Source organism: Pseudomonas sp. P5_B2, assembly GCF_056400445.1.
Genome location: NZ_JBFULH010001023.1, coordinates 1 through 1,143 on the forward strand (window position 1 = coordinate 1; position 1,143 = coordinate 1,143).

The 1,143-nt window shown below is 58.5% G+C and carries 2 protein-coding genes; both read right to left on the reverse strand.

From position 1 onward, the window contains the following. Positions 1-68: 68 nt before the first annotated feature. Positions 69-344, reverse strand: a complete 276-nt coding sequence (locus AC1DRJ_RS28860) for a DUF6124 family protein (protein ID WP_477805136.1) — start codon at positions 342-344, stop codon at positions 69-71. A 490-nt stretch (positions 345-834) separates the two neighbouring features. Beyond that, a partial coding sequence (locus AC1DRJ_RS28865) for an EAL domain-containing protein (RefSeq protein ID WP_477805137.1) occupies positions 835-1,143 on the reverse strand: 309 nt, incomplete at its 5' end.

The following is a 1,143-nucleotide window of genomic DNA, read 5'->3' on the forward strand; positions in this document are numbered from 1 at the left end:
CTGAAGATCTAATGTGGGAGCGGGCTTGCTCGCGAAGGCGATTTTCAAATCACCAGAAAAATCCCCTGCTAAATCTTGACCGAACCCGCCGCCAACTCTGGTGGCTCCAGGTGATCGAGCGCCCGCTCCACCAACAGGTGAACCCCGTCAGCCATTCGGCTAAGCGCCAGCGCGACGCAGCGCCGTGAGCCTTCTACATCGTCGGCCAAGTCGGCGGCGATGGCGCTGATGGAGAGCAGGTCTTCGGAGGCGTTGGCCAGTAGGGCTTCGGTGGAGATGCCGGGGGAGACGGTGAAGAGGCGGCCTCTGCGGGGAGCAGGCGGATTTGGGGTTACTTTGAACATGGCGTGGTCTCAATGATTACAAAGAGGCTGACCCGGTTCGCTTGCACGCGAATAAGGTGGCAGCTATGTGCGGGGTGCAAGACCGAGTAACCACGCCCTAAACCTCGGCAGACCCGAAGGTCTCCCGCACACAGCCGCCATAAAGCAATCGCAACAAGCATGAAAAATGCCTGCTAAACGGCCAGAGGCAGTGTTTTTGGATGTGGTTTCTACCCGGACTTGCACGTCCGTGTCACTGATTATTCAKTGACAAAGCCAGACTAGACCTGCGCTTTGGCTGGAACAAGTTCACCAAAGTCGACGCAACTCGAAGGAAATCTCCTAGGAATTTGCCTTCAGATTTTCCGGTGACTGCACTGACGCCATCGCGAGCAAGCTCGGCTCCTACATGGGGGGCGGTCGTTTACACAAATTGTGTTCACTGAAGATCAACTGTGGGAGTGAGCCGGCTCCGGGCGGCGTTCCGACGATGGCGGCATCCGCCTCACCGCTAGGGCTTGGGCTCACCAAACAGCTGCCCCTGAACCCCATAAAGCCCCATCTCCCGAATCACCGATAACTCCCCTTCCGTCTCGACCCGCTCGGCAATCAGCGGCAAATCGATGCTGTGCGCCGCGCGCTGGATCGCTTCGATGAACAGGCGCTTGTCGCTCTCCTGATCAATCGCCCGAATATAACCGCCATCGATCTTCAGGTACGCCAGCCCCAGTCGCGCCAGGTTGYCGATCATGCTGAAACGTCCGCCAAAACGTTGCAGGCTCAGGGAGAAGCCGAGCTCTCGCAGACGTCGCGTCAGCTC

Bases quoted from the DNA above. Each gene is read 5' to 3' on its own strand.
- AC1DRJ_RS28860 (WP_477805136.1), bottom strand. From the start codon at position 344: ATGTTCAAAGTAACCCCAAATCCGCCTGCTCCCCGCAGAGGCCGCCTC.